Origin of the sequence: Xanthomonas codiaei, from assembly GCF_002939785.1 — a bacterium.
GTDB lineage: Bacteria > Pseudomonadota > Gammaproteobacteria > Xanthomonadales > Xanthomonadaceae > Xanthomonas > Xanthomonas codiaei.
Window position 1 is genome coordinate 45814 of record NZ_MDEC01000033.1, and the last position, 6453, is coordinate 52266.

Sequence of the window (6453 nt, forward strand, 5' to 3'; positions counted from 1 at the left end):
CAGACATGCTTGCATCGGCAACGATGTCAAGTGGCGCCCCTTGCTGCTCACCATTAGTAGGTATTGCCATCAGGGAATGACCCGACCGGCATCAGTGGCTGCGTCTCAGCCCGGGAGACGGCTGATTGAGAAAATAGATCGTCAGCACGGGGTTGGCTGATTGACAGGTTCTTAACATCCCAAGATTCTATTCCATCACTTGAGCCCGTCGGCTCTCAGCAAGGAACGCGTTATGTCAGGGGGAAGTGCGTCGCTCTCGTTAGTCGAGGGCGGCTCGTCGGTGCATGATCGGCCGGATCTGGGGCTGCAGGGACTTGTCCTTCTGGCGCAATTTCATGGGATTGCCGCCGATGCGACGCAGTTGGCGCATGGCTTTGGCCGTGGGGGTGAGCCATTCGACGAGACCACGCTGCTGCTGGCGGCCAAGCAACTGGGCTTGAAAGCCAAGGTGGTCGCCCAGCCGGCCGCGCGGATCGGCATGGCTGCACTGCCGGCTCTGGCACTGGTGCCGGGAGGTGACGCGTTCATCGTGGCCAAGGTCGGAGCGGACCAGATCCTGATCCACGATCTGGTCGAAAAGCGGCCGCGCTGCATTTCACCCGCCGAGTTCGAGGCGCGTTACCAGGGGCGGTTGCTGCAGGTCGCCTCGCGCGCCTCGGTGCTCGGCGATCTGGCCAAGTTCGATTTCAGCTGGTTCATCCCTGCGGTGGTCAAGTATCGCAAGTTGATGATCGAGGTCTTCGTCGTCTCGTTCTTCATCCAGCTGTTCGCGCTGATCACGCCGCTGTTCTATCAGGTGGTGATGGACAAGGTGCTGGTGCATAACGGTCTGACCACACTGGACGTGATCGCGATCGGGTTGGTCTCGATGGCGGTGTTCGATGTGCTGCTGTCCGGCCTACGCACCTATGTCTTTGCGCATACCACCAGCAAGATCGACGTGGAGCTGGGCGCGAGACTGTTCCGGCATGTGTTGTCGCTGCCGTTGGCGTACTTCGAGTCGCGGCGCGTTGGCGACACCATTGCGCGTGTCCGCGAGCTGGAAAACATCCGCAACTTCCTGACCGGGCAGGCGCTGACCTCGGTACTGGACCTGTTCTTTACGGTGGTCTTTCTGTCGGTGATGTTCTGGTACAGCGGCTGGCTGACCTTGATCGTGGTGCTGTCGTTGCCGCTGTACGCCACCATCTCTGGCCTGATCACCCCGGTGCTGCGTCAGCGTTTGAACGACAAGTTCGCGCGTGGCGCAGACAACCAATCGTTCCTGGTGGAGACGGTCAGCGGCATCGGCACGGTCAAGGCGATGGCTGTGGATCCACGCGTGACCCGTACCTGGGACAACCAGCTGGCCGGCTATGTCAGCGCCGGCTTCAACGTCACCCGCATCGCCACGCTGGGCCAGCAAGGCGTGCAACTGGTGCAGAAGCTCACCGCTGTGGCAGTGCTGTTCTGGGGCGCCAAACTGGTGATGGAAGGCAAGCTGTCGATCGGCCAGCTGATTGCCTTCAACATGCTGTCGGGCCAGGTCACCGCACCGATCATCCGCCTGGCCCAGTTATGGCAGGACTTCCAGCAGGTCGGTATCTCGGTCGAGCGGCTGGGCGACATCCTCAATACCCGCACCGAGGTGCCGGGCAGCCGCCTGGCGTTGCCGCCGATCCGTGGGCAGGTGACGTTCGAACGAGTGACCTTCCGCTATCGGCCGGACGCACCAGAAGTGCTCAACGGCATCGAGCTGGATATTCGCCCGGGCGAGATCATCGGCATTGTCGGCCGTTCCGGCTCCGGCAAGAGCACGCTGACCAAGCTGGTGCAGCGGCTCTACACGCCCGAGCGCGGGCGGGTGCTGATCGATGGCCAGGACCTGGCGCTGGCCGATCCGGCCTGGCTGCGTCGTCAGCTGGGCGTGGTGCTGCAGGAAAACTTCCTGTTCAACCGCAGCGTGCGCGAAAACATCGCCCTGACCGATCCCGGCATGCCGCTGGAGCGGGTGATCCATGCGGCCAAGCTGGCAGGTGCCCACGACTTCATTCTGGAATTGCCGGAAGGCTACGACACCAAAGTTGGCGAGCACGGCACCGGTTTGTCGGGTGGGCAGCGCCAGCGTATCGCGATCGCACGTGCCTTGATAGGCGACCCACGCATCCTGATTCTCGACGAAGCCACCAGTGCGCTGGACTACGAGTCCGAGCACGCGGTAATGAGCAACATGCGCGCGATCTGCAAGGGTCGCACCGTGCTGATCATCGCCCATCGCCTGTCCACCGTGCGGCAGGCCAATCGCATTGTCGTGGTGGAGAAGGGGCGCATCGTCGAGAGCGGCTCGCACGCCGAGCTGGTCGACCGCCCGGAAGGCCAGTACGCGCATCTGTACAGACTGCAACAGGGGACACCATGAAGCACCTGCTCCAGGGATGGCGCGATTTCTTTCTCCGCTATTTCAAGATCTTCAAATCGGCCTGGGCGGTGCGCCGCCAGCTCGACCCGCCCGCGCGCAGCGCCGATGAACGTGCGTTCCTGCCCGCACATCTTGAGTTGACCGAAACCCCGGTCTCGCCCACCGCACGTTGGACGATGCGCATCATCATCGGCTTCTTCTGTGTGGCGCTGCTGTGGGCGTGCCTGGGCAAGCTCGACATCGTCGCGGTGGCACCCGGAAAGACCGTGGTCGATTCGCGAACCAAGGTGGTGCAGACCGCAGAGACGGCAGTCGTGCGCAGAATCCTGGTGCGCGACGGACAAGCGGTGAAGAAGGGCCAACTGCTGGTCGAACTCGATGCCACCGCCACCGGCGCCGAATTTGCCCAGGCCGGTGACGCACTGATCAATGCACGGCTCGCCGCGCTGCGTCAGGCCGCCCTGGCAACCGCCATCGCCACCGGGCAGCCACCGCAGCTGGGCGCGGCACCGGATCTACCCGCAGAGCGCGTCGCCAACGAGCAGCAACTGGTCAGTAGCCAATTCGATGCCTTCCAGGCCCGCAGGCATAACTTGCAAGCCAGCATTGCCCAACGTCAGGCCGAACTGCAGACTACCCAGGACGCGATCGAACCGCTGGCCGAATCCGCACGCATCTCCAAAGTGCGCGCGGAAGACTACGGCCGTCTTGTCGAAGGCAAATACGTCGGCCGTCACGACTATCTATTACGCGAACAGGAGCGCATCGCCGCAGAAAGCCAGCTCGCCACGCAACGCAATCGCCTGCAGGAAATCCGCTCGGCCATCAGCGCAGCGCAAGAGGAATTGCGCGTGCTTGTCACCGATACACGCCAGCAAGCGCTGGACGCGCTGCGCCAAGCTAGCGAACAAGCCGGCCAACTGACCCAGGACGTCGCCAAGACCGGACAGCGGGACAAGTTGATGGCCCTGCACGCGCCCGTGGACGGCACTATCCAGCAGCTGGCCGTGCACACCGTAGGCGGTGTAGTCACGCCCGCACAGCCGTTACTGGTCGTAGTGCCAGCCGAAGAGGCACTGGAGGTTGAAGTCACCGTCTTGAACAAGGACATCGGCTTCATGCGCCCGGGTCAACCGGTCACCGTCAAGGTCGACAGTTTCCCCTACACCCGCTACGGCTATCTGACCGGCACGGTCGCCAGCGTGTCCCACGATGCCGCACAGGACGAAAAACTCGGTTTGGTATTCCCCGCACGCATCAAATTGAACGGCAGCACGCTGGAGATCGATGGGGTCAAGGTGCGGATGAGTGCGGGGATGAGTTTGAGCGCGGAGGTCAAGACCGGGAAGCGGCGGGTGATTGACTATTTATTGAGTCCCTTACGAATGCATGGCTCGGAATCTTTGAGAGAGAGATGAAGTTATGAAACTGCTGATGCTCGTCGGCTTGGCCTTGGTCATGATGTGTATGTCTGGTTGCAAGCAAAAGATGAAATGGGAGGAGCAGGTCTGGTTGGATGAGGGCTGCTTTGTAGAGGTGGAGCGTCAAGCAGAAGGAACGATTGATTTCCCAAATTCTTCGTCAATCGTCACGCGCCATCAAGAATTCAGGTACGACCCTTTGCAAGTGTTCTGGGAGAACGAAGGAGCAGCGCAAGTAAAGTCTTTTTACATCGCTGGCAGCGATGCATATCTCGTTACAACTGCCGGGAAAATTCGCGATAAGTTCTGCATGGGAAGAAGTAAAGGCGATTTTCTGCTGAATGTCTTGCGCTGGCGCAATGGGAAAGTGCAAGAGATCGACCAGCACGAAGCACCCCTAGATAAGATGCGGATAAATCTTTCCGGGAACGCGCACTGGATCCTTCGTAAGGATGGCTGGGCGGGGGGGGCGCAACACGTTTCATGGAAAGAAGTTGCAAGAGTCACCGGGCAATTTGAAGACCAGCCGCCAAGGTCGGTCTCTGATTTCTATACTAGAACACCAAATTTATCTTGTAATTAAGGATGTGCTGAGTGATTTCCGCCAGGCTTCTGTAACGCAATGAAGTGCATTCACGCAATGCAGCGGACATTGCGTGAATTCACTTCCGCTGGACTGGTCTGAGTGCTGGTTAATTTCAAAAAGAAGTAATCAACGAGGTGCGACGCGATTAAGATGTGTAGGTGGGCGATGGCTGCTTGGCTGATGTCTGCCGCCTTGTTGGGCAGTTGTAGCAACAAAGACACCATGCGCTGGAAGGAGCAGGTGTGGCTCAGCGATGGGCGGCGTATCGATGTGGATCGATATTCAGTGGCATTGAAGAGCGGCTTTCCCAATTCCAACGATGGTCCTGTTATTTATCAAGAAATCAGGTATGCCCCGCTCGGCGTGTATTGGTCGACCAAGAGCGCTGGAATGAGAGGGGCGAGTACCATGAATACTTTCGATATCATTCAGGGAGATGCCTATTTGGTTGTCCATGCAGATGAGGGTGCGAAAGACTTCTGTGTGGGCAAGGTACCTGGGTCCTATTTGATAAATGTCTATCGCTGGCGCAACGGCGTAATCCAGAAAATTGACCAGCATGAGGCACCCATCTCGCGCATGGGGATAAATCTGTCGGGAACTGGGAATTGGGGCTTTCGTCATGCGGACAGGCCCGTGACTTATCTTTCCTGGGATGACATCGCTTACGTAACAGGGCAGGGAAGTTCCGGGCCTCCCAAATTGATTGCCGACTTCTATAAAAAGCGCGATTACGCGGTTTGTAAATAAATATCCAAATATTAAAAGGATGATTTGCCATGGATTTTAGTAAAGTGCAGCTTGGTTATGCATTGTTGGCGGTGAATGTATATGGAGAAAAACCAAGTGTAAAAAATGAGCTGAATACCCTTCAGCTTCAAGATGGTTGGACCCAGATCGATCACTCCATGTCGGTGACAGGGTTTGTGCCCCGGTTACTTTGCGATCAGTGCACTTACGTAATGCAAAAAGTATTTCGTAAGTCCATTGCGAATTAATAAAACCGAAGCGCTGAGGGGAGAGATAAAGCGTATGAAGCTATTAATGCTCGTTGGTTTGGCGTTGGCCATGACAGTTACGTCTGGTTGCAAGCAAAAGATGAAATGGAAGGAGCAGGTCTGGCTGGGTGAGGGGCGATTTGTGGAGGTGGAGCGTCAGGCGGTAGGGAAAATAGATTTCCCAAATTCGTCTTCAATCGCTACGTTGCATCAAGAGTTTAGATATAAGCCCTTGCAAGTGCTCTGGACTGCAGAAGGTGTGATTGAGCCGGAATCTTTTTATATCGTTGGTAGCGACGCCTATCTGATTACCATGGCCGCAAAAAACCGAGATCAATTCTGTGCGGGAAGACGTAAAGGCGAGTTTCTTTTGAATATCTTTCGTTGGCGCAATGGGAAAATGCGTGAAATCGATCAGAGCGAAGCTCCGCTTGATCAGATGCGGATGAACCTCTCTGGAAATGCGCATTGGATCCTTCGTAAGGATGGTTGGGCGGGAGGGGCGCAATACCTGTCATGGAAAGAAGTTGCGGACCTCACCGGGCAATTTGACGACCAGCCGCCAAGCATGGTCTCCGAATTCTATGCTAGAAAAAACTTATCTTGTAAATAAGGAGGGGCGAAGTGATTTGATCAGGCTGCTGTAACCAATGAAGTGCATTCACGCAATGCAGCGGGCATTGCGTGAATGCACTTCGCTAGACCGGTCTGAGTGCTGGCTAATTTCAAAAAGAAGTAATCAACGAGGTGCGACGCGATGAAGGTGTGTAGGTGGGCGATAGTTGCTGGGCTGATGTCTGCCGCCTTGTTGAGCGGTTGCAGCAACAAAGACACAATGCGCTGGAAGGAGCAGGTGTGGCTCAGCGATGGGCGGCGCATTGATGTGGATCGATATTCAGTAGCTCTGAAGAGTGGCTTTCCCAACTCGACCGATGGGCCACCTATTTATCAGGAAATCACCTATGAAAGGTCTGATCAACTCACCACAGATGCGCGACACTACCGCCTCATGTAGAGGATTCATCCATGCAGCTGACGTTCGGTGACGCT

At 57.0% G+C, this 6453-nt stretch carries 7 protein-coding genes; 6 read left to right on the plus strand and 1 reads right to left on the minus strand.

Features of this window, described 5'->3' with window-relative positions; translation table 11 throughout:
• The first annotated feature begins 232 nt into the window (after positions 1-232).
• The 6 genes from XcodCFBP4690_RS18895 to XcodCFBP4690_RS18915 all read left to right on the plus strand — a co-directional run bounded on the left by XcodCFBP4690_RS18895 (position 233) and on the right by XcodCFBP4690_RS18915 (position 6016).
• Positions 233-2398: a type I secretion system permease/ATPase gene (locus XcodCFBP4690_RS18895; protein ID WP_104543393.1), complete on the plus strand. Its 2166-nt coding sequence runs from the start codon at positions 233-235 to the stop codon at positions 2396-2398.
• Positions 2395-3816, plus strand: a complete 1422-nt coding sequence (locus XcodCFBP4690_RS18900) for an HlyD family type I secretion periplasmic adaptor subunit (protein WP_104543395.1) — start codon at positions 2395-2397, stop codon at positions 3814-3816. Before XcodCFBP4690_RS18895 ends, XcodCFBP4690_RS18900 begins: the two co-directional genes overlap by 4 nt.
• 4 nt (positions 3817-3820) lie before the next feature.
• Positions 3821-4402 carry a Rossmann-fold NAD(P)-binding domain-containing protein gene (locus XcodCFBP4690_RS18905; protein ID WP_244183719.1) on the plus strand — a complete coding sequence of 194 codons (582 nt, stop codon included), beginning with the start codon at positions 3821-3823 and terminating at the stop codon, positions 4400-4402.
• Positions 4403-4570: 168 nt separating this feature from the next.
• A complete protein-coding gene (locus tag XcodCFBP4690_RS18910; protein WP_244183720.1) occupies positions 4571-5155 on the plus strand; it encodes a hypothetical protein in 585 nt (194 codons plus the stop codon).
• Between the two features lie 29 nt (positions 5156-5184).
• Positions 5185-5403 carry a hypothetical protein gene (locus tag XcodCFBP4690_RS22550; RefSeq protein WP_146091968.1) on the plus strand — a complete coding sequence of 73 codons (219 nt, stop codon included), beginning with the start codon at positions 5185-5187 and terminating at the stop codon, positions 5401-5403.
• Positions 5404-5437: 34 nt separating this feature from the next.
• Positions 5438-6016 (plus strand): hypothetical protein, encoded by a 579-nt coding sequence (locus tag XcodCFBP4690_RS18915; protein ID WP_244183722.1) that lies wholly within the window; start codon positions 5438-5440, stop codon positions 6014-6016.
• Between the two features lie 20 nt (positions 6017-6036).
• Here the strand turns inward: XcodCFBP4690_RS18915 and XcodCFBP4690_RS22815 are convergent, their stop codons facing one another.
• The gene (locus XcodCFBP4690_RS22815; RefSeq protein WP_167394705.1) at positions 6037-6282 is read right to left on the minus strand and encodes a hypothetical protein; all 246 of its coding nucleotides are present in this window, start codon (positions 6280-6282) and stop codon (positions 6037-6039) included.
• Between the last annotated feature and the right edge of the window lie 171 nt (positions 6283-6453).